The sequence below is a fragment of the Actinoplanes sp. CA-051413 genome (genome assembly GCF_050955795.1).
Taxonomy (GTDB): Bacteria; Actinomycetota; Actinomycetes; order Mycobacteriales; family Micromonosporaceae; genus Actinoplanes.
In genome coordinates this window covers 3,795,518-3,816,118 of the sequence record NZ_CP192100.1, presented here as the reverse complement: position 1 = coordinate 3,816,118, position 20,601 = coordinate 3,795,518, and the positions used below count along the sequence as shown (strand labels likewise).

Here is a 20,601-nt window from a genome sequence, read left to right as displayed (position 1 = left end):
CCACCGGCACGGAGGTAACCCATGCGTCAGAAGCCGATCGCGGTCCTCACGATCGCCGTCACCGCCCTCCTCCAGGTTCAGACCGCGTCGCCCGCGCAGGCCGCCACCGTCTGCAACCGCTACTGCGACGCCCGGGATCCGGGCCTCTCCCCCGGCGACCGCGTCGCCACCAGCACCACCCTGTACGGCCGCTCGTTCAAGGTTCACGTCAACGACACCGACGCGATGATCTGGGCGACCGTCGAGAACGGCCAGGCCGGCGACCAGCTGTGGCTGGACCGTTCCTTCGACGGCGGGCGTACCTGGTCGGGCGACAGCCGGCTCGGCGACACCACCGTCCCGGCCGGCGCCGGCAGTGCGCGCACCGCCATGTTCAACGTCGACAACTGGGCCTCGCGCGGCGTCGGGGTGCTGCGCGCCTGCGGCAAGGCCGGTGACCGGCCCGAGCTCGCGTGCACCGGCTGGGCCCGCAGCACCTGGAACGCGTGGGACCGGCGGACCGCCGCGGCCACCGCCCTGATGATGCGGTTCGACCAGGGCACCGGGCTCTTCGACACCAACGGCTGGTGGACCGGCGCGAACGCGCTCACCGCGCTGATCGACAACAGCCGGGTCAGCGGCATGCACAGCTACGACTACGCGATCGCGGCCACATACGACAAGAACATCAACTCGCGGCAGGGCCAGTTCCGCAACGAGTACCTCGACGACACCGGCTGGTGGGCGCTGGCCTGGGTAGCCGCGTACGACCGGACCGGCGACAGCCGCTACCTGAACACCGCCCGGGCCGGCGCCGACCACATGTTCAGCTACTGGGACACGCGCTGCGGCGGTGGCATCTACTGGCGTACGGACCGGACCGTCAAGAACGCCGTCGCCAACAGCCTCTACATCCAGCTCAACGCCGCCCTGTCCTTGCGCATCGGCGGCGACAGCGTCTACCGCGGGCGGGCGCAGGCCGGCTGGACGTGGTTCCAGAGCACCGGGATGCTGAACAGCTCGAACCTGGTCAACGACGGCCTCAACCTGAGCACCTGCCGCAACAACGGCGACGTCACGTGGACCTACAACCAGGGTGTGCTGATCAACGCGCTGGTCCAGCTCAACCGGCTGACCGGCGACGCGAACACGCTGACTGTGGCCCGCCGGGTCGCCGACGCGGCCACCACGAGCACGTACCTCAACAACAACGGCATCCTGCGCGAGCCCAACGAACCCGACCAGTGCAGCGGCGACGGGGTCTCGTTCAAGGGGGCGTTCATTCGCGGGCTCGGCGTGCTGAACGCGGCCGTGGGACGGCCTTACGACGCGTATCTGCGGCGGCAGGCCGATTCGGCGTACGCCAAGAGCCGGACGAGTTTCGACGCCTACGGCAGCCATTGGGCCGGGCCGTATTTCGGCACGAACCACTCCTGCCAGCACAGCGTGCTCGACCTGCTGAACGCGGCTCCCTGAGCACCGTGCCGACAAAAGGCATCGGGTCCGGCCGACAGCTGCCGGCCGGACCCGATGTTCACCTCAGCCGCATGCGGCTCCGTTCAGGGTGATCAGCTCCGGTGCCGGGTTCGGTCCGCCCGGCGTCGTCGCGTTGAAGCCGAAGTACACCGTCTGCCCCGGCTGGATCCGGCGATTGACCGCAGTGTTCTTCGCCGTCACCGTGGCACCGGCCTGCGTTGCCTCCGCCGACCACGCCTCCCGCAGCTTCTGGCCGCCGAGGAAGGCGAAGCGTGCCGTCCAGCCGTCGACCACCGTGCTGCCCGTGTTGGTGATCGCCAGCTGCGCGGTGAAGCCGCCGTTGCCCTGCCAGGGGCCGTAGTTCGTGTACTCGGCCTTGCAGGACGACGCGGCCGGGGCTTGTCCGGTGCCCTGGTCGGCCAGGAACGACGACACCCAGGCGAGCGCCGAGTTCCAGTTGATCGCCACCTCGTTCGTCGCGTACGACTCGATGTGGTCGACGTAGCAGAACTGCGGCTTGCAGCCTTCCAGCAGGTCCTTGGCGTACGGGTCGTCCAGGCCCGCGTTGGCCCCGCCCGCCAGCGACCCGGCCGGCGGATGCGGTGTGCCGGCGTCCGCCTGGTGCGCGAAGATCCGGCTGTGCTGGTTCTGCGACGCGTGCTCGCCCCAGCCGGTGACGTACGACTGGTTCAGCGCGTTGCGGCCGAAGATGTAGTCGACGCCCTGCAGCGCCCCGTCGCGGTAGCCGGCTTTGCCGGTCAGGTCGAAGGCGGTGGCCAGCACCACGACGTTGTTGAGGATGTTGCTGTTGCCGCCCCAGAAGTAGCTGCCGGCGTCACCCGGCATCGGCAGCCCGTACGCCTGGGCCTTCAGGGTCGCCAGGTAGCGGTCCGCCGCCGTGACCACCGACTGGCGGACACGCTGGCGGTCCGCCGCCGGCAGCAGATTCGGCACCGTGGCCAGGTCGAGCCGGCCCAGGGCGGCCGTGCTGCCCCAGCCGAAACCCGTGGCCGCGAAGACGTCGCCGGTGTGGTGCGGCGAGGCGGTCAGATCACTGAGGTACGGCTGCTCGGCCGTGCTCAGGTAAAGCTCAGCCGCAGCCCAGTAGAACTCGTCGCTGACGTCAGCGTCGCCGTAGCCACCGCCGCCACCACCGAGGTCCTGGGCCACCTTCGCCGGGTTGGCCTTCGCCGCGGTGTAGGCGGTGCGCGCCGCAGTGAGGCACTTGTTGGCGAACGCCGCGTCATACGGCGCGAACAGCCGTGCGCACTGAGCCGCGGTGGCTGCCAGGTTCAAGGTGGCGGCCGTCGACGGCGGGTGCAGCTCCCGCTGCTCGGGGTCGTCCTCGGGCTGCATCGGGATGCCGGTCCAGTTGGCATCGTGAATCTTGTGGTGCACCATCCCGGCGAGCGGCTTGCCGGCCGGGATCTGCATGCGCATGAGGAACTCCAGCTCCCACCGCGCCTCGTCGAGGATGTCGGGCACGTCGTTGCCGCGCTCCGGCACCCGCAGCGTGCTGTCCGCCAGGGCGGCCCCGTGGGCGGCGGTGACGGCCGTCTTGGTGCGTTCGAAGGTGCTCATGAGCTGCTGCACGGCGATGCCGCCGTTGACCACGTACTTGCCGTGGTCGCCGGCGTCGTACCAGCCGCCGCGCACGTCCAGCCGGTAGTCGCAGGAGTTGGCGCGGCAGGGCACGTCGGTGTCGCCGCGGTTGGGGGCCACGCCGAGGTGGCCGGCCGGGCGGGCGTACTGCTCGCCGACCAGGTCGCCGTCGATCGCGATGCCACTGCGCTGGATGTAGAAGAACTGCAGGGCGTCCGAGCGCAGTTGCTTGTAGACGGTGCCGGAGATGTCGAACGGGTGGCTGGTCTGCCCGTCGGCGACCAGCGTGTAGCCGGTGCCCGGGGTGCGGAAGCCGGAGAAGTCGATGGTGTGCACGTTCTGGCCCGAGGCGGCGTCCACCCCGCGCGGCGTGCTGGTGCCGTCGGCGACCACGTCACCGCCGGCGTTCTTGAGCTGCCAGCCGAACGCCGTGGTGGCCTCGGTGACCACGGTCGCGTTCTTGGGCCCGGCCGGCAGGTAGCCGACCTGGTTGACGCGGACCCGCGGCCCGGTGTCCGGCGTGTACGGCGGCTCTTCCTCGCCGCCGATCAGCGACACGTTGTCCACACAGAAACGGTACGCCTCGGCATTGCCACCGACCTGGAAGGCGACCTGACCCGCGGTGGTGTCGGCAGATGCGGTGAAGGTGAACTCCACATGCTGCGTGGTGGAGGTCAGCGCGACGTCCCGCGACAGGAAGGACGTGTACGGCTCGGCGCCCAGCTGGACGGCGGCCCGCACGCTCGCGCCCGGGGTGGCCGAGGCGTCGAACGACAAGGTGTACGAGGACCCGGCGATGAGTGCCACGCCGTTCTGCCCGACGCCGGCGTCCCAGGGGTTGGCCAGCCCGGCCGGCACCGCGGTGCACAGCCGGCCGTCGCCGGTCCCGGTGTCCGTGGTGCCGTAGGAGTACCAGCCCGCGGTCCCCTCGGAGAAGTCACCGTTCTCGACCTGCTCCGGCCCGGCGGGCGGCGGTGTGTCGCCGTCGCTGGTCAGGCTGACGTCGTCCAGGCAGAAGGTGTACGCCTCGGCGCTGCCCCCGAGCTGGAACGTCAGCGTGCCGTTGGCCGAGTCGAGACCTCCGGTGAAGGTGTACTCGAACTTCTGCGCCTCACTGGTCAGCGCGACGGCCCGGGACAGCGCCGTGGTGTACGGCGCCTCGTTGAGCTGCACGTTGGCCCGGACGGTCACCGCGGCGCTGGCCGAGGCGCTGAAGCTGAGGGCGTAGGCCGCACCGTTGATCAACGGAACGTCGTTGTGGCCGAGGCTGACGTCCCAGGCATTGGTGGTACCGGCCGGGACCTCGGCACAGAGCCGCCCCCCGACCACGGAGATGGGTGCGTTCTCGGTGGACCACCAGCCGGTGGTGCCGCTGGTGAAGGTGCCGTTGGGGATGTGCTGGACCGGCTCGGCGGAGGCCGGTTGGACCGTCAGCAGGGACAGGCCGAGGCCGGCCGCGGCGCTCGCCGCGATCAGCCTGGCGGCCCGCCGGCGTCGATGTGGAGTCACGGGGGTCCTCTCAGAACTTCGCGGCCGCTGCCGGAGCGGTGGGACGGCCGCGCAGGGACGGAGCCTGTGGGAGCGCTCCCATGATGCGAATGTTGCCAGCCGGTCAACCAGCCGTCAATCGACCGGCGTGATGGTTTGCACCGGTCTGCAAGAGTTACGGCCATCGATGGGCCGGGCCATCGGGCCCGGCCGACGGGAGGCCCTTTCCATGCGCCTGCGAAAACTGTCCGCCGCACTGCTCGCCGCCGGGACGGCTGCCGCGCTCGCCGCGGTCGCGCCCGCCGCGGCGAACGCGGCACCCGGTCCGAGAGCCCCGCTCGGCCCGGTGACCACGGCATCCACCAGCATCACCCTGATCACCGGGGACCGGGTGATCGTCGCACCGGACGGCCGGACCAGCGTCGAACGCGCGCCCGGCCGCGCGGGTACGCGGTTCGTCAGCCACAAGGCCGCCGGGCACCACTACGTGATCCCGATGGACGCGCTGCCCCTGGTCAAGGGCGGCCGGCTCGACCAGCGGCTGTTCGACCTGACCGCGCTGCGCGACTTCGGCTACACCGGCGAGGCCGAGCTGCCGTTGCTCCTCGCGTACCCCCGCTCCGGAAACCGCAAGGGGCCGGCCGCCGCCCGCGCGGCGACCAGCGGAACGGCCCGCGTCGCCCGCGATCTGGGTGGGGTGAGCGCGCTCGCGGTGCGCGCGCAGCGCACCGCGCGGGCCGAGCTCTGGACCTCTCTGACCACGGGTACGGCGGCAGCCCGCACCCTGAGCCCGGGCGTCGAACGGGTTTACCTGGACGGCAAGCGCAAGCTCGACCTGGACGTGAGCGTGCCGCAGATCGGCGCCCCGTCGGCCTGGCAGGCGGGCCTGGACGGCACCGGCGTCACGGTGGCGATCCTCGACTCCGGCATCGACGCGACCCACCCGGACTTCGCCGGGAAGATCGTGGCGTCCGAGAACTTCACCCCCGACCCGGACGCCGACGATCTCGTCGGCCACGGTACGCACGTCGCCTCGATCATCGCCGGCAGCGGCGCGAAGTCCGGTGGCAAGTACAAGGGCGTGGCGCCCGGTGCGAAGCTGGCGATCGGCAAGGTGTGCTCGACCGAGTTCTGCGAGGAATCGTCGATCCTGGCCGGCATGCAGTGGGCCGCCAAGACCGCCCCGGTGATCAACATCAGCCTGGGCGGTGGTGACACGCCGAGCATCGATCCGCTGGAGCAGGCCGTCAACGACCTCACCGCGGCCCACGGTGCCCTCTTCGTGATCTCGGCCGGCAACTCCGGAGCCACCGCGACGATCGGCTCGCCGGGCAGCGCCGACTCGGCGCTCACCGTCGGTGCGGTGGACGACCAGGACAAGCTGGCCGACTTCTCGAGTCGCGGCCCCCGGGTCGGCGACGACGCGATCAAGCCGGACATCACCGCGCCGGGCGTGGACATCGTCGCGGCCCGCGCCGCGAACGGTCAGATCGGCACCCCGGCCGGGGAGGGCTACGTGAGCCTCTCCGGCACCTCGATGTCCTCCCCGCACGTCGCCGGCGCGGCGGCGATCGTCACCCAGCAGCACCCCGGCTGGTCCCCGAAGCAGCGCAAGACCCTGCTGATGGGCGCCGCGAAGCCGGCCGCGGACGTGGACGTCTTCGCTCAGGGCGCGGGCCGCGTCGACGTGGCGCGCGTGGTGCGCCAGGCGGTTTCCGTGGACGAGGGCAGCATCAGCTTCGGCCGGCAGGAGTGGCCGCACAACGACGACGTTCCGGTCACCAAGACCGTCACCTACCGCAACGGTGGCACCGCGTCGATCACCCTGGCGCTGTCGCTCACCGACAAGTCCGGCACGTTCTCGCTCGCGGCAACCAGCCTCACCGTGCCGGCCGGCGCCACCGCCACGACCACGGTCACGGCGGACACCCGCGGCGCGGGCACCGACGGCTTCAAGACCGGACGGCTGGTCGCGACCGGCCCCGGCGACGTCCGGGTGGAGACCCCGGTCGCGGTGAACCGCGAGGTGGAGAGCTACGACGTCACGCTGGAGCACCTGGGCCGCGACGGACAGCCCGCCGAGCACTTCACGTCGCTCCACCGGCTGGACGAGCTGGCCTTCTACGACGTCTTCAGCGCCGAGCCGGCCGACAAGGTGCGCCTGCCCAAGGGCGAGTACGGCCTCTTCACCTGGATCTACGGCGAGGACGACACGACCACCATGCTGGTCCAGCCGAAGCTGGTGGTCGACGGGCCGGCGACCGTACGGCTCGACGCCCGCCGCGGGCAGCCGGTGCGGATCACCGTGCCCCGCAAGGACGCCACTGCGGCCCTGGTCGCGGTCAACGCCGACTGGACCAGCGACGAGTACGGGGTCGGCGCGTCCGCGCTGTCCGAGACCGGCGACGACATCTTCGTGGGACAGGTCGGCCCGCGCCGCAAGCAACCGGGCTTCTACGGGTCGGTCAACGCGGCCTTCGCGAAGTTCGACGCGGCGAGCGAGTCGTTCCAGGACTCCCCGTTCACCTACAACCTCGCGTACCTGAAGGAGGGCGCGTTCTACACCGGCTTCACCAAGCGGGTCCGGGCCGGCGAGCTGGCCACGGTGCGGTCCCGCTTCGCCCAGGAGGCCAAGGGCGTCACCGCCTTCAAGCTGAACTGGCCCAACCTCGGGCCGAACATCGGCGGATGGGCCGCGGGTCTGCCGTTCCAGCTGCCGTTCCAGCGCACCGAATGGCTGAGCACCGAGGGCCGGACCACCTGGGCGGGCGAGTTCGACCAGGAACAACAGACGGATCCGGACAGCTTCCCCGAGCTGCTGAGCATCGCGTTCTCGCCCGAGAAGCGGTACCACCCGGGACGCACCTACGCCGAGGACTGGAACCGTGCGGTCTTCGCCCCCTCGGTCGCCGGGGACATCAACGCGGCGCTGCGGATCGAGAACCTGATCGTGGCCGGCGTCCCGCTGTTCGGTGACGGCGCGGGCCACTGGGGCGACGCACGCACGGAGACGGCACGAACCGCGCTGTACTCCGGCGGCAAGCTGATCGGCGAGGAGCCGTCCGGCTATGCCGAGTTCGAGGTGCCGCCGGGCAACGCGCAGTACCGGCTGGAGCAGTCCGCCACTCGCGGCGCGCCGTTCCGGCTGTCCACATCGGTCAGTGCGGCCTGGACGTTCCGTTCGGCGACGACGGCCGGGGAGACCCCGACGCGTCTGCCGTTGTCGAGCGTGCGGTTCAGCCCGCAGGTGAACGAGCTGAACATGGCGCCGGCGGGTAAGGCGTTCCTCATCCCGGTCACCGTAGGACGGACGTCCGGGTCGGCGGCCAAACCCAACCGTACGTTGACCGCCGAGTTCTCGACGGACGACGGGCGCACGTGGCGGCCGGCCACGGTGCGCGGGACGGGCGACCGGCGGACGGTGCGGGTCACCAACCCGGCTGCGGGTGGGTTCGTGTCGTTGCGGGCCAACGCTACTGACGCTGCGGGCAATACGGCTGCGGTGACGGTGCTGCGGGCGTACGAGGTCGGCTGAGGTCAAGAGGGGGTGGGTCAGGTGACCCACCTCCTCTTCAGCTGTCCAGGATCACGGAGACGGTTACCCGGCCTTTGTCGTCGCGATGGGAGGTTGCGTGGCCAGTTCGGTCCCTACCGTCCAGGTGCAGGGACAGGGGTGCGCCCTCGTTGAGGAAGTTGCGCCACCAGGTCTTGGCGTCGGGCATGCGGACGCCGATGGCGATCTGGTCACCGTCGCGGCGGTAACCGACCGGGATGGTGAACGTGCGGCCGGAGCGGCGTCCTGTGTAGGTCAATAGGACGATCTTGCGGCCTACGAGGCGGCCCCAGCGTGGGGATGCGGTCAGGGCGGCCATCCGTTTGTTGACCGGGGCGGCGAAGCGCACCAGCGAGGTACGTGAGAGTGACGGCATGCAGGGACGCTAGCGGAACACCCCGTCCGTTTCACCGAAGTGAGACAGGAGCCGGCGCCTTCGCCTCAGTAATCCTCGGGTGGTGGGTCACGCTGGCGAGGTAGTTGTCGGGGCGTACCAGGAAGGTGGCCGGGGCGCTGACGTCGTACGCCTCGTGGGCGTGACCGTCGCGGTCGACGACGGCGCCCTCGGTGGCCGGGGCGCCCGGCCGGACGATGTGGTGGATGTGCAGGTCCGGCGACTCCGGCGGGAGTTCGGCGTCGGGCGCATCGAAGACAAGCAGTGTCCAATGCGGACCGGCGAGCAGGTCGAAGACGCGGGTCGACCCGCAGGGCGCGTCCGGCGCCCGGTCACCCGCGTGCAGCAGGCCCGACGCGCTCTGCGTGCCGTCGGCCAGCGGCCCGTCCCGGTAGGTCAGGGACAGCTGGCGCAGCACCGGATCGTCGCGGCGCATCGCGTCCTCGGCGTTCTCGACGTGCCGGCGGTGCAGCCGCGTGCTGATGCTGAGCACCTCGGCCGCCACCGGCAGTCGTTCGGCCTCGTAGGTGTCGAGCAGCGCGTCGTCGCCGGTGGCCAGCTTCCAGCCCAGGTTGAAGGCGTCCTGGACGCCGGTGTTGAGGCCCTGCCCGCCGGCCGGCGAGTGCACGTGGGCGGCGTCGCCGGCCAGAAAGACGTTGCCGACCCGGTAGCGGTCCACCATCCGGATGTTGGCCCGGTACAGCGAGGTCCACCCGACGTGCGTCAGGCTGACCCCAGCCTGAACTTCGTCGACGAGCCGTTGCAGGGCCGCCGGTGCGAGGTCCTCCGGTTCGGGCTTCTCCGCCAGTGGCGCGGTGAGCTGGAAGTCCTCGGTGCCCGGCAGCGGGCACAGCCCCAGGCGGAGCGAATTCGGCTGGGCGCCGGGCCACACGTGCCAGTGGTCGCGGTCCAGGCCGGTCAGCCGGACGTCGGCGATCAGCATCCGCTCGGTGTCGTGGGTTTCGCCGGTGAAGCCCACCCCGAGCGCGCGCCGGATGGCGCTGCGGCCGCCGTCCGCGGCGACGAGGTACGTCGTGGTGACGCGCTCGCCCGTGCTGAGGGTGACGTGAACTCCACCGTCGTCCTGCGTGAAGCCGGTGACCTCGACGCCGAGCTCCACCCGGCCGCCGAGTTCGGCCAGCCGCCCGGTCAGCAGTTCCGCGGTGCGCCACTGCGGCACCATCAGGCTGTTGGGGTACGGCACCGCGGGGGTCGGTGCGTGCAGCTCCGCCATCCGCCGCGTCATCGTGGCGCCGTCCGGCAGGTGGATCAGCAGCTCCGGATAGTCCCCACCGAACTCGCGGAACCGGTCGAGCACGCCGAGGTCCTCGAGGATCTCCTGGGTCCGTGGCTGCACCCCCTTGCCACGCGAGCCGTCGTACGGCGTCGGCGACTTCTCCACGATGCGGAACGGCACACCGCGCCGCGCCAGGTCGATCGCCAGCGTCAGCCCGGTCGGACCGGCGCCCGCGATCAATACGGTGAATCCAGATTCAGTGAACATGGATTCACCATAGGCGGGCTGATAGCGTGCGGTCAAGGCACGGATTTCGGAGGTAGGCATGGCGGTCGGGGTACGCAAGCGGCAGGCCGCGGAGACCGAAGCCGAACTGAAGGCGGCGGCGGTCCGGGCGTTCGCGCGTCTCGGCTATCTGAACACCAAGATCACGGACATCACGGCCGAGGCGGGCCGGGCGGCCGGGTCCTTCTACACCCACTTCACCAACAAGGAAGCGCTGCTCGAGGCGCTACTGACCGACCTGCTGGCCGAGGGCGACGTGTCCGCCGCGGCCCCCGGGCACAGCGACGACTTCCGCGACCGGGACGCGGTGCGCTGGCACGTGGCCGCCTACTGGGGCTTCTACCGACGGCACCGCACGATCGTGGTGGCGCTGCAACAGGCGGCCACGGTGGACGAATCGTTCGCGCGGCGCAGCCAGGAGCTACTGGAGCCGGACCTGGGGCACATCGCGGACCACCTGGCGAAGCTGGAATTGCCGGGTGAACCGCTGGTGGTCGCGTCGATGTTCACGGGTCTGCTGTCCACCTTCGCGGACCTCTGGCTCTCCGGGCGCGGACCGGACCTCGGCCGGGAGCTGTCCGACGAGGAGGCGATCGAGACGCTGACGTCGTTCCTGCACGCCGGCATCGGCGGCCGCCAACCCTGACCCCGCCACGCCGCACCGGGCTACGGCACCGGGTGCATCGAAACGGTGCGCGGGCATGGCGAAGCGCGGCGAAGCGGACGCGGCGGGGCTCCGGCGGGGCACGCGGCGCGGGGCGCGGCACGGCACGGCGCGGGGTGCGGCACGGCACTGGGTGCGGCACGACACGGCGCCGGGCGTGGCACGGCGCGCGGCACGACACGGCGCGGGGTGCGGCGTGGGGCGCGGCACTGCGCGGGGCGCGCACGGCGCGGGCACGGCGAAGCGCGGCGCGGCCAAGTAGCGCGGGGCGGGCCGGGCCCAGGTCCCGCGAAGCTGGCGCGGGCACGACCAAGCGCGACCCGGCGCAGGCCTCGGCGCGGCGAAGCAACCCGCGATGGACCCAGCGCGCCAAGCCCGACGCAGGGCGGGCCGGACACGGGGGCGTGAGGGGCAGCGATGAGACGCCCTGCGCAAGCGCAAGCGCACCCAAGGCCACACCGCCTCCGCTCCTGCCCCGATGATTGAAGACCCCACCCCCGGGCACTGCTCCGACTGCCACCCACCCCGAAGGAGCCACCATGCGGGCCCTGATCTACACCGTCGCTGCCGTAGCCGTCGTGCTCATCGTGCTCGGCCTGATCCTCAAGGCCGTCAAATGGCTCATCATCATCGGCCTCATCGCCCTGGCCGCCTCCATCGTCATGGGCGTCGTGAAAGGCCGCCGGGCCCTACGCTGAGCCGGCCCACCCCAGGCAGACCGAAGGCCCCGATCGGAATCGATCGGGGCCTTCAGGGTGAAGGATCGTCAGCCGGCAACCGTGATAGCAAACGTGTCGACGTTCGCGCTGTCGCTCTGCTGACCGTCCGAGCCGGCGTACTCCACCAGCGTCGTCCCGGTGCCGAGCGGCCCAGCCGGCGTCTCCGCCGGCGCCGTGAGGATCCACTCGAAGGACCGCTCCTCACCCTCCGCGAGCTGGCCCCCATAAACCGTGCAACCCACGCTCGTGCCGCCCGGCGGCACCGGCAGCCGATCCGTCGGGACGCAGACATCGCTCGGCTCGATCACCGGCCATCCCTCGAGACCGGCCGGGACCACGACCTCGGTCCACAGCCCCCGGTGCGCCACGTCGCTGTCGTTGCGTACGGTGACCGGCACCCGGCCCACGAACGTGCCATCCGCCTGGCGGGTGAGTGTCACGTCGGCCGCGGTCACGGCGAGCGCACCGGTCGTGTCCTGCACGTACGGCTGCGGACTGCGCAGCGAGCCGGTGGTCGACCGGAACAGCGCCGGGAACTCAGCAGTGACCCCCTCGACCTCGACAGTGCCGGCCTGCGGAGCGATCTGCGCGTACGGCTGCGGTTTGGCCGGGGATTGGAAGTTGGCCGTGATCACCGCGGAGCCGCCTGGAGCGATCTCGCCGTCGAGGGGGCACAGGGCGATCTGGCGGTTGTCGGGCGTGCGGTTGATGCCGCAGCCCGCACCGCCCTCGATGTCGCCGAGGGTTTCGGCGATCGGCTCGGTGATGCTGAAGCCGCCGCTGTACGGCTCGCTGCCCGTGTTGCGGATGACGATCCGGACGCGGCCGGTGTGGCCCGACTCCGCCGGCTGCAGGATCAGCCTGTTCACCGTGAAGGTCACGTCGGCAGCGGCGGGTGCGGCCTGGGCCGCGACGGCGCCGCCGAGCATGACGGTGCCCGCGGCGAGCGCTACGGCGCCCGCGCGTTGGAAAATGCGCATGGTGGTGTCCTCACATCGATTCCCCGTGTGACCGGAAACGATCGCCTCCGGTCGATCGATCGGGACCACGGTAGCAACGGTCGATCTCGATGTCTGCCCCGAGGAGGATCAGCGCCGGTCGAGCAGCTGCGCCAGGTGCACGGCCGGGCGGTCGCGGAGGTCGGCGACCTGGGTACGGCACGAGAAACCGTCGGCCAGCACCACGGCGTCCGGGGCCGCGTCGAGGGCCGGCAGCAGGTTCTGCTCCGCCACCGCCACGGACACCTCGTAGTGGCCGAGTTCAACACCGAAGTTGCCGGCCAGGCCACAGCAGCCGGCGAGTCGTCGCACCTGGGCACCCGTCGCGGCCAGCAGATCCGCGTCGGCCTTCCAGCCCAGGACGGCGTGGTGGTGGCAGTGCGGCTGGGCGATGACGTCCACGCCGGACAGGTCGGGCGGGGTCCAGCCCGGGGTCTGGGCGAGCAGCTCGGCCAGGGTGCGTACCGAGCCGGCCACCGCCTCGGCGTCCGCGTCCCCGGGGAGCAGTTCGTGGACGTCGGACCGCAGCACAGCCGTGCAGGAGGGCTCGATGCCGACGATCGGGATGCCGGCGCGGGCATCGGCGGCGAGCGCTGCCACCGTACGGCTGAGGATCTTCTTGGCCGCGTCCAGTTGACCGGTCGTGATCCAGGTGAGGCCGCAGCAGATCGACCCGGACGGCAGCCGCGGTTCGTAGCCGGCCGCGCGCAGCACCCGTACCGTGGCCTCCGCGACCTCGGGCGAGAACGCGTCGGAGAAGGAATCGGCGAAGAGCACCACGGGTTTGCGGCCCTCGGCCGCCGTTTTGACGAAGGTGCGCCGGAACGGGCGCCGGGCGAAGGCCGGCACGGACCGCCGCTTGTCCACCCCGGCCAGCCACAGGAAAAACGGGCCGAGCACGGGCACCCGGATGGCCAGGTTGGCCAGCCGTGGCGTCCAGCCGGCCAGGCGGGCCCAGAACGGCAGCTTGCCCAGCGTGTAGTGCGAGCGCGGGCGCAGCTTGCCCCGGTAGGTCTGGTGCAGCACCTCGGACTTGTACGTCGCCATGTCGATGCCGGTCGGGCAGTCGGAGGCGCAGCCCTTGCAGGACAGGCAGAGGTCCATCGCGTCGTGCACCGACGGGTGTGACCACGGGAGCTCGCCGCGGACGACCTCCTGCAGCACCCGGGCGCGCCCGCGGGTGGAGTCCTTCTCCTCGCGGGTGGCCAGGTACGACGGGCACATGACGCCGCCGGCCGCGGAGTTGTCGGCGCGGCACTTGCCGACGCCGGTGCAGCGGTGCACGGCCTGACCGAGCTCGCCGTCGTCGTGCGGGTACGCCATCGCGAGCTGCTTGAGCGGGAAGCGGCCCGCCGGCCTGACGTCGGCGTCGATCGGGTCCGGGTCGACCAGCACGCCGGGGTTGAGCAGGTTGCCCGGGTCGAAGGCGTGCTTGATCCCGGCGAACAAGGCGATCGCTTCCGGCGAGTACATGTGCGGGAGCAGCTCCGAGCGGGCGCGGCCGTCGCCGTGCTCGCCCGACAGGGAGCCGCCGAATTCGCCCACGAGCCGGGCGGCGTCGGTGAGGAACTCGCGCATGATCTTCGTGCCGCCGGGCTGATCGAGGGGCAGGTCCAGCCGTACGTGCATGCATCCGTCGCCGAAGTGGCCGAACGGGGCCGAGGTCATGTCGTACGAGGCGACGAGCTCGTCGAAGCGGGCCAGGTAGGCACCCAGGCGCTGCGGCGGGACGGCGGCGTCCTCCCAGCCGGGCCACGCGGGCTTGTCCGATGGCGCCCGGCCGGCCAGGCCAGCGCCGTCCTCCCGGATGCGCCACAGCCGGGCCTGCACGGCGGGATCGGTCACCACCAGGGCGTCGTCGGCGATGCCGGCGGCGGCGAGCCGCTGCGCCCGGGCCGCCACCTCGCCGGCCTCGTCACCGGCCAGCTCGACGAAGAGCCAGGCCCCGCCGCGTGGCAGCGGCGGCACGGCGTCCGGGCCGCGCCGGGCGCGCAGCACGTCGAGCAGGCGCGAGTCGAGCCCCTCGCAGGAGGTCGGGCCGTGCGCGACCACGGCCGGGGCCGCCTCGCCCGCCGCGACGATGTCCCGGAAGCCGAGCACGACCACCACCCGGACCGGGGAGTCGACCACCAGCTTGACGGTCGCCCGGGTGATGACCGCGAGGGTCCCCTCCGAGCCGACCAGGGCCCGGGTGAGGTCGAAGCGTTCGGGCAGCAGGTGCTGCACGGCGTAGCCGGAGACCTGGCGGCCGAAACGGTCGAACTCGGTGCGGGCCGTGGCCAGGTGCGCGCCGACGGCCGCGCGTACGTCGTCGATGACCTGCCCGGCGCCGTGCACGCCGGCAGGCCCGGTGGTCAGCCTCTCCCCCGCGGCGGTCAGCAGCTCCAGGCCGGCCACGTTGTCGGAGGTCCGGCCGTAGGCCAGCGAGCGCGAGCCGCAGGCGTTGTTGCCGATCATCCCGCCGATGGTGCAGCGCGGATGGGTGGACGGGTCCGGCCCGAAGCGCACGCCGTGCGGCATGACGGCCTTCTGCAGAACGGCGTGCACAGTTCCCGGCTCCACCACCGCTGTGCGGGCGTCCGGGTCGATCTCCAGCACCCGGTTGAGGTGGCGGGAGAAGTCGAGCACGATGCCGCGCCCGACGGCGTTGCCCGCCACCGAGGTGCCCGCGCCCCGAGAGGTCAGCGGCACCCCGGTCTCCCGGGCGACGGCCAGCGCCGCGGCCACCTCGTCGACGTGCCGGGGCCGCACCACGGCCAGGGGCAGGATCCGGTACAGCGAGGCGTCGGAGGCGTACATGCCGCGGGTGCCGGCGTCGGACCGCACCTCGAGGCCGGCCCGGTCGAGGGCCGCCACCACGCTGCTGGACTGGTCGCTCATGAGTAACATGTTACTCATGCCGGAGCTCGCCCTGCCGTCGGAGGCGCCCACCCTCGCCGACGCCGTCGCCCAGTCCGTCCGGGACGGCGTCGCGGCCGGTCAGCTCGTGCCCGACAAGACCTACTCCGTCTATCAGCTGGCCGACCTGCTCGGGGTGTCGCGCAGCCCGGTCCGCGAGGGCCTGCTCCGGCTGGCCCAGGCAGGACTGGTCGAGATCCGGCGCAACCGCGGCTTCCGGGTGCTCCCACCCCGGGCGCACGACATCGAGGAGATCATCGGCATCCGCCTCGCCCTCGAACCGCCCGCCGCCCGCCTGGCCGCCGAGCAGGCCACCGACGAACAGCACGCCACCATCCGGGCGGCGCTGGCCACCATGGCCGCCGCGGCCGCCCGGGGCGACGACGCGTCCTTCTGGCCGGCCGACCGCGCCCTGCACGACCTGCTGCTGCGGGCCTCGGGCCGGCCCCGCACCGCGGCCATCGTGGAACAGCTACGCAGCACGACCGCCCTGCTCGGACCGCCGACCACGGCCAGCGGACGGACCCTGACCGAGATCCACGCCGAGCACGAGCCCGTGGTCACCGCGGTGCTGGCCCGCGACGGCGCCACCGCCGAGTCGGCCATGCGGGCCCACCTGGAGGCCACCCGCGGCCTGCTGATGGCGAACCTGCGCCGGTAGCGGGCGGCGTTTCGCGGCGGCGGCGCCGGGTACGCGACGGGCACACTGCAGGAAGGACACGGCCATGACCGAAACCCCGTCCGCTGCCGGACTCCCCCTCGCCGCGACGATCGCGGGCGACCTCGTCGACAACGAAGCGAACGAAAGTGGCGCCGGTCCGACCGTCGGCGCCTCGGACCGTGACGCCGACGCGGCCCGTACCGGTGCCGACGTCGACCTGGACCACGCCAGCCGCGACTCCGACGGCGTCCCGGTGGGCGAGGCCGACGCGGCGGCCGACGCCGAGAAGGACTGACGTCGCCGGGCCTGTTCAGCGCAGGGCCGGCAGCATCTGACGATGGTCGAGCACCGCGCTGAACAGGTCGCCGTGCGTCTCCAGGCGCGGCAGGACCGACCGGATGGTGAAACCGTCGGGCCGCAGGCCCGCGCGATCGGCACCCAGATCTGGATGCCGCGCCGCCCGGTGACCTTCGGCCGGGCGGTCACCCCGAGATGCTCCAAGGCGGTGCGGTGCAGCCGGGCCAGGGTGAGCAGCTCGGCCCAGCTGGTCGTGCCGCCAGGATCAAGATCGATCAACGCGTACGTCGGCAGCTGCGGCGCATCGATCGCCGAGGTCCACGCGTGCCACTCCAGTCCGCCGAAGTTCGCCGCCCAGACCAGCGCCGCGGGCTCGTCGACGACCAGGTAGGTGGTCGTCTCACCGTGGTCGGCGTCCGGGTTGTCCCAGCGCGGCAGCCACCGCGGCGCGTGCTGCGGCAGCTCCTTGTGCCAGAAACCCTTGCGGGCGGCGCCGTCCGGGTAGCGGTGCAGATTCATCGCCCGGCCGGCCCGATAGGGCAGCACCACCGGGGCGATCCGCGCGGTGTAGCGCAGCAGGTCCCGCTTGGTGACCGGTTCCTCGCCCGGCCGGGCCGGGAACATCACCTTGTCGAGGTTCGTGACCCGCAGCTCACGGCCGAAAATCGGCCAGATCCCACCGGCACCCAGCGCATCGAGCACGGCGAGGTCGTCGGCGGTCGCGACCTCCGGGGTACGGCCGGAGCCGCGCCCGCGCCCGCGACGGGTCAGCTGGTCCGGCAGGTTCGTCCCGGAGGTGCGCACGCGCTCGGCATACCCGGCCGGCGAGGACTGATGCGCGGAACACCGGGTAGGCCCGTGCATTCCGCGACGAGGCTCAAGCAGCAATGCGTCGCGACCGGGCCCTACGACCGTTACGGCGCGCCCTTGCCGCTCTTCAGGAGCTGACGCCGGACGTCGCCCGAGCGGGCGGCCAGGGACCAGCCGGCGGCCGACGACACCAGCCGCAGCGCGTCGATCGTCGAGCCCTTCACCCCGCCCGGGCAGGGCTGGCCGACCGCGGGCGCCACGGAGGTGCCCGAGATGCCGGAGCTCGCGCCGGCCAGCCGGAAGCCGGTGATGCTCCTGGCGCCATAGCCGGTGGTCGCGCGTTTGCGGACCACGGCGTCGGTCAGCTCGTAGCGGCCGAACTCCCGGTGGTGCACCAGCGGGTACGTGCGCTTGCCGCAGACGACGGAGTAGGTGTCGTCGGTCCAGAAGTCGTGGTCGAAGGTGACACCGCCGGCGCGCGCGGCGAGCTTCGCGGGGGTCCAGCCGAAGGCCTGCCGGACGTCCGCCGCGGCGGCGAAACCGGTGCGGGTGGTGGGGTTGTAGGTCACCGCTGCGGACGCCGGGGCGGCGAACGCGACACCGGCGGCGAGCGTCGCACCGGCGACAGCGGGCCGGGAAAGGCAACGCCAAGACATGTCTGACTCCTGAATCGGTTCGCGGGCGCCCGCGAACCGACGGGTGCCTCCGCCGACTAACGATCAACGCGGCCGTCAGGGTGCGTCGCCCTCACACGGCAAGCCGGCCCGGCGACTCGGCCGGAGGCGGGGAACGGCCCGGTGCGGCCGCTTGCCGGGCCGGTGTGCCCTCCAGCCCGGTGTTGCGGTTGGGGACGGGTGGAGCCGTACCGTCGAAGGGTTTGAGCGAACAGCGCTAGACCGATTTGGTGGCGCCGGCGTCGATGCGCCAGTTCGCGCCGATCGTGCTGGGCATGGTCGGGGATGACAGCAGGAGCACCGCGCGGGCGATCTCGTCCGGTTCGATCAGGGTGCCGGTGAGCATGCCGCTCTGGCCCGGCATCGCGGCGAGCAGCGCGCCGTGGTCGATACCGAGGTGCTCCGCCAGCTGGGCGGCGAAGCCGTCCTTGCCCTCCATCAGATGGGTGCGCGTGCCGCTCGGGGTGACCACATTGACCCGGACGCCCTGCGCGCCCAGCTTCTCGGCCAGTCCGCGGGAGAACGCGTTGAGGGCGGCCTTCGCGGTGCTGTAGGGCAGCGGCGCCGCCCCGGGACGCAGGGCGCTGTCGGAGCTGATGTTGACGACGGCTCCGCGCGCCGCGATCAGGGCGGGCAGTGCGGCCCGGGTGGTGCGCACGGTGGCGTCGAGGTTCAACGCGAACGTGCGGGCCCAGTCGTCGTCGCCGCCGTCGAGGGGATCGGTGAACGACGCCTCGCTCATGGTGCCGCCGCCGGCGTTGTTGACCAGGACGTCGAGGCGGGGGTCGGCGGCCAGGACGGCCTGCACCATCCGCTGCGGGCCGTCCGCCTCGGCGAGGTCGGCGGCCACGAAGGAGGCTCCGGTGGCCACGAGTTCGGGAGTGCTGGTCCGGGACGCGGCGGTGACCGAGGCACCCTCGGCCACGAAGGCCCGGACGATCGCGAGGCCGATGCCCTTGCTCGCCCCGGTGACGAGAACACGCTTGCCGGTGAGTTGAAGATCCATGCCCTAACTGCAACACAGAAGTGTCAGTTAAGTCAATAACTGCGTCATTGATGTCTCAGTTATGGCTCGGTAGAGTGGGCCGCGATGAGAGCGGACGCGGAACGCAGTACGGCCCGGATCCTCGAGGCCGCCGAAGCCGTGCTCGCCGACGACCCGAACGCCTCGCTGGAACGCATCGGCGACGCCGCCGGGGTCGCCCGCGCGACCGTCCACCGCCGCTTCAGCTCCCGGCAGGCGCTGCTCGATGCGCTGAGTGAGCGGCTCAACGAGCGCTATCTGCTCGTGATCGAGCAGGCCAGCGTGCGGACGGCGCCGCCCGTGCTGGCCCTGCACCGGGTGTCGGAGATCGTCTTCGAGCTGAAGATGAGCCACCGGTTCACCATCACCCTGGCCTCGGCGCCCAGCCGGGAGGTCCAGGACGGTCTCGACCTGCTGTTCACCCGCCTGCACGCGGCGGGCGCGATCACCGCCGCCGGCCCGGCCTGGTGCCGGCGGGTCTACCTGGCTCTGATGAACGAGGTCTATCTGCTCCCCGACGACGCGCCGGAGCTGGCCGAGGCCGGCGGCCGCGCCGGCCTGCTGGTCAGGACCGTGCTGGGCGCCCTCGGCGGTCGCTGACAGCAGCCTCAGGGCAGGGGGACGACGTAGGAGTCGACCCGGGCGATGCGGCCGTCGCGGAAGGTGAACAAGTCGTTGAAGGCGAAGCGGAACGGGCCGTGGTCGACGGTGGCGCCGCGGCCTTCACCGGTGGTGACGACGACCGGGCCGTCCTCGTGGATCCGGTGGATGTCCAGGTCGGGGTGGCCGGTGAAGGCCGGATTCTCGATCTCGCCGTCGAACTCGGCCTTGCCGTGGGTGGTCCGGTGGCCGTGGATGACCCACTCGACGTCGTCGGTGAGGGTGGCCAGGATGCGCGTGTGGTCGCCGGTCCGGAAGCCGGCGAAGTACTCCGCCACGAGGTCGCGCTGGGTCACGAGGTGCTCCGTTCGGGGTGCCGCAGGTGGGTTTCGAGGGCTTCGAGGATCGCGGCGAGCCCGTCGGCCGCCTGGGTGGTGCGCAGCTCCGGAGGCAGCCGGCGCTGGTGGACGGTGAGGTCCGTGCCGGTGCCCGCCGGGCGGATGGTCACGGTGGTGCGCAGGCCGGTTACAGGCTCGTCGAACACCAGCTCGTGCGGCTCGGTGACGGTCACGTAGACGAACCGCAGCCGACGGGTCGTGCCGTCGGGCGCGCGGGTGTCGAGGGCGAACTCTCCGCCCGGGCGCAGGTCGACGGTGACGGAGCCGGCGGGCACTGTCGCGTGTGAACCGCCCCAGAATGCCGCGATGCTCGCCGGTGCGGTGAAGGCCGCCCAGACGCGGGCGGGCCCGGCCGGGAGGTGGCGCCGGGCGATCAGCTCGTCGCCGCGCAGGTCGGCGGTCACCGGTCTGCCCCCTCTCCGGTCAGGTGCTGTTCGAGGGCGTCGAGCCGGTCGGCCCAGGTGCGGCGCTGGTCGTCGATCCACGTGCTGAGCAGCGCCAGCTGGTCGGTGCGCAGGCGGCAGGGGCGCCGGGTGCCCTCGCGGCGCTGCTCCACCAGGCCGCAACGGCGCAGCACACCGACGTGGTGGGAGATCGCCTGCGAGGTCAGGTCGAACGGGGCGGCGAGCTCGCCCACCGTGGCGTCACTGCGCGCGAGGCGGGTCACCAGAGCCCGCCGGACGGGGTCGCCGAGAGCGGCGAAGGCGGAGTCGAGGTCCATGGCCTCACCTTAATGCAAACCGTCGTTTGCGCAAGTGAGCGTTTTCATTCGCGATGGACCGGGCTGGACGGGCTTGGACAGCGCTGAACCCTGGAGGCTGGACGCCGGCCCGACGAAGACTCC

The 20,601-nt window shown here is 72.0% G+C and carries 17 protein-coding genes and 1 pseudogene; 7 read left to right on the top strand and 11 right to left on the bottom strand.

Going from position 1 to position 20,601, the window contains the following annotated elements; translation table 11 throughout:
• Nucleotides 1-21 precede the first annotated feature (21 nt).
• Nucleotides 22-1,455 (top strand): glycoside hydrolase family 76 protein, encoded by a 1,434-nt coding sequence (locus ACQP2Y_RS17780; protein ID WP_433729566.1) that lies wholly within the window; start codon nt 22-24, stop codon nt 1,453-1,455.
• 63 nt (nt 1,456-1,518) lie between these two features.
• On the opposite strand, the gene ACQP2Y_RS17775 is transcribed toward ACQP2Y_RS17780, so the two are convergent.
• Entirely contained in the window at nt 1,519-4,566 is a 3,048-nt protein-coding gene (locus ACQP2Y_RS17775; RefSeq protein WP_433729564.1) for a glycoside hydrolase family 9 protein, read from the bottom strand.
• 208 nt (nt 4,567-4,774) lie between these two features.
• Between ACQP2Y_RS17775 and ACQP2Y_RS17770 the strand changes: the two genes are divergently transcribed.
• On the top strand, nt 4,775-8,080 hold the full coding sequence (locus ACQP2Y_RS17770) for a S8 family serine peptidase (RefSeq protein WP_433729562.1): 3,306 nt from the start codon (nt 4,775-4,777) through the stop codon (nt 8,078-8,080).
• A gap of 37 nt (nt 8,081-8,117) precedes the next feature.
• Here the strand turns inward: ACQP2Y_RS17770 and ACQP2Y_RS17765 are convergent, their stop codons facing one another.
• Both ACQP2Y_RS17765 and ACQP2Y_RS17760 read right to left on the bottom strand, forming a co-directional pair.
• Entirely contained in the window at nt 8,118-8,474 is a 357-nt protein-coding gene (locus ACQP2Y_RS17765; protein WP_433729560.1) for a nitroreductase/quinone reductase family protein, read from the bottom strand.
• Between the two features lie 31 nt (nt 8,475-8,505).
• Nucleotides 8,506-9,996, bottom strand: a complete 1,491-nt coding sequence (locus ACQP2Y_RS17760) for an FAD-dependent monooxygenase (RefSeq protein ID WP_433729558.1) — start codon at nt 9,994-9,996, stop codon at nt 8,506-8,508.
• 58 nt (nt 9,997-10,054) lie between these two features.
• Between ACQP2Y_RS17760 and ACQP2Y_RS17755 the strand changes: the two genes are divergently transcribed.
• Nucleotides 10,055-10,660: a TetR/AcrR family transcriptional regulator gene (locus tag ACQP2Y_RS17755; RefSeq protein ID WP_433729556.1), complete on the top strand. Its 606-nt coding sequence runs from the start codon at nt 10,055-10,057 to the stop codon at nt 10,658-10,660.
• Between the two features lie 557 nt (nt 10,661-11,217).
• Nucleotides 11,218-11,376 carry a hypothetical protein gene (locus ACQP2Y_RS17750; RefSeq protein WP_433729554.1) on the top strand — a complete coding sequence of 53 codons (159 nt, stop codon included), beginning with the start codon at nt 11,218-11,220 and terminating at the stop codon, nt 11,374-11,376.
• A gap of 68 nt (nt 11,377-11,444) precedes the next feature.
• Here the strand turns inward: ACQP2Y_RS17750 and ACQP2Y_RS17745 are convergent, their stop codons facing one another.
• On the bottom strand, nt 11,445-12,377 hold the full coding sequence (locus ACQP2Y_RS17745) for a hypothetical protein (RefSeq protein ID WP_433729552.1): 933 nt from the start codon (nt 12,375-12,377) through the stop codon (nt 11,445-11,447).
• 108 nt (nt 12,378-12,485) lie between these two features.
• Complete coding sequence (locus ACQP2Y_RS17740) at nt 12,486-15,293, bottom strand: FAD-binding and (Fe-S)-binding domain-containing protein (RefSeq protein WP_433729550.1); 2,808 nt, start codon at nt 15,291-15,293, stop codon at nt 12,486-12,488.
• On the opposite strand from ACQP2Y_RS17740, the gene ACQP2Y_RS17735 reads away from it, so the two are divergent.
• Both ACQP2Y_RS17735 and ACQP2Y_RS17730 read left to right on the top strand, forming a co-directional pair.
• Nucleotides 15,292-15,954, top strand: coding sequence for a GntR family transcriptional regulator (locus ACQP2Y_RS17735; protein WP_433729548.1), 663 nt, complete (start codon nt 15,292-15,294; stop codon nt 15,952-15,954). The two genes, ACQP2Y_RS17740 and ACQP2Y_RS17735, sit on opposite strands and share 2 nt — an antisense overlap.
• Before the next feature lie 64 nt (nt 15,955-16,018).
• Entirely contained in the window at nt 16,019-16,249 is a 231-nt protein-coding gene (locus ACQP2Y_RS17730) for a hypothetical protein (RefSeq protein WP_433729546.1), read from the top strand.
• A 188-nt stretch (nt 16,250-16,437) separates the two neighbouring features.
• Here the strand turns inward: ACQP2Y_RS17730 and ACQP2Y_RS17725 are convergent.
• The 3 genes and pseudogenes from ACQP2Y_RS17725 to ACQP2Y_RS17715 form a co-directional block, all read right to left on the bottom strand.
• Nucleotides 16,438-16,875, bottom strand: a pseudogene (locus ACQP2Y_RS17725) (ATP-dependent DNA ligase); the annotation flags it as partial.
• 290 nt (nt 16,876-17,165) lie between these two features.
• On the bottom strand, nt 17,166-17,717 hold the full coding sequence (locus ACQP2Y_RS17720) for a hypothetical protein (RefSeq protein WP_433729544.1): 552 nt from the start codon (nt 17,715-17,717) through the stop codon (nt 17,166-17,168).
• 235 nt (nt 17,718-17,952) lie between these two features.
• Nucleotides 17,953-18,741: an SDR family NAD(P)-dependent oxidoreductase gene (locus ACQP2Y_RS17715; protein ID WP_433729542.1), complete on the bottom strand. Its 789-nt coding sequence runs from the start codon at nt 18,739-18,741 to the stop codon at nt 17,953-17,955.
• A gap of 84 nt (nt 18,742-18,825) precedes the next feature.
• Between ACQP2Y_RS17715 and ACQP2Y_RS17710 the strand changes: the two genes are divergently transcribed.
• The gene (locus ACQP2Y_RS17710) at nt 18,826-19,359 is read left to right on the top strand and encodes a TetR/AcrR family transcriptional regulator (RefSeq protein WP_433729540.1); all 534 of its coding nucleotides are present in this window, start codon (nt 18,826-18,828) and stop codon (nt 19,357-19,359) included.
• An 8-nt stretch (nt 19,360-19,367) separates the two neighbouring features.
• Here ACQP2Y_RS17710 and ACQP2Y_RS17705 read toward each other — a convergent pair whose 3' ends face one another.
• From ACQP2Y_RS17705 to ACQP2Y_RS17695, 3 genes are read right to left on the bottom strand one after another with little or no spacing between them, the layout of a single operon-like run.
• Entirely contained in the window at nt 19,368-19,715 is a 348-nt protein-coding gene (locus tag ACQP2Y_RS17705; RefSeq protein ID WP_433729538.1) for a nuclear transport factor 2 family protein, read from the bottom strand.
• Nucleotides 19,712-20,161, bottom strand: a complete 450-nt coding sequence (locus ACQP2Y_RS17700) for an SRPBCC family protein (protein WP_433729536.1) — start codon at nt 20,159-20,161, stop codon at nt 19,712-19,714. The genes ACQP2Y_RS17705 and ACQP2Y_RS17700 overlap by 4 nt, the downstream gene beginning before the upstream one ends.
• On the bottom strand, nt 20,158-20,478 hold the full coding sequence (locus tag ACQP2Y_RS17695) for an ArsR/SmtB family transcription factor (protein ID WP_433729534.1): 321 nt from the start codon (nt 20,476-20,478) through the stop codon (nt 20,158-20,160). The genes ACQP2Y_RS17700 and ACQP2Y_RS17695 overlap by 4 nt, the downstream gene beginning before the upstream one ends.
• Between the last annotated feature and the right edge of the window lie 123 nt (nt 20,479-20,601).